This is a genomic window from Stenotrophomonas sp. YIM B06876 (genome assembly GCF_030711595.1).
Classification (GTDB): Bacteria; Pseudomonadota; Gammaproteobacteria; order Xanthomonadales; family Xanthomonadaceae; genus Stenotrophomonas.
This window is the reverse complement of sequence record NZ_JAUJUJ010000325.1, coordinates 271-946: the sequence shown is the minus strand read 5'-3', so window position 1 is coordinate 946 and position 676 is coordinate 271. Positions and strand designations below refer to the sequence as shown.

Below are 676 nucleotides of genomic sequence, written 5' to 3'. Positions count from 1 at the left end.
TTCTGTTCCTCGGCCCCACGGGCGTGGGCAAGACCGAGCTGTGCAAGGCGCTGGCGGGCTTTCTGTTCGACAGCGAAGACCACCTGGTGCGCATCGACATGAGCGAGTTCATGGAGAAGCATTCGGTGGCCCGGCTGATCGGCGCGCCGCCCGGCTATGTGGGCTACGAAGAGGGCGGCTATCTCACCGAGGCCGTGCGCCGCAAGCCCTATTCGGTGCTGCTGCTCGACGAGGTCGAGAAGGCCCACCCCGACGTGTTCAACGTGCTCTTGCAGGTGCTCGACGACGGCCGCCTGACCGACGGCCAGGGCCGCACCGTGGACTTCAAGAACACGGTGATCGTGATGACCAGCAACATCGGCTCGCACCTGATCCAGGCCATGGTCGGCCAGGACGCCGAGGACATCAAGGACGCGGTCTGGGGGGAACTTAAGAACCATTTTCGACCCGAATTCCTGAACCGCATCGACGAGACGGTGGTGTTCCACGCGCTCGACGCCAAGCACATCGAAGCTATCGCGCGCATCCAGCTCAAGCTGCTCGAAGGGCGGCTGGCGAAGATGGACCTGGAACTGCGCGTCTCCGAGACGGCGCTGGCCGAGCTGGCCAAGGTCGGGTTCGATCCGGTGTTTGGTGCGCGGCCGCTCAAGCGCGCGATCCAGCAGCGCATCGAGAA

Annotated in this window: 1 protein-coding gene; it reads left to right on the top strand. The window is 64.5% G+C overall.

Annotation, left to right across the window (positions count from 1 at the left end; all coding sequences use genetic code 11):
• The coding region (locus QZH66_RS17050) for an AAA family ATPase (RefSeq protein ID WP_305807037.1) at positions 1-676 on the top strand (676 nt) is incomplete at both ends.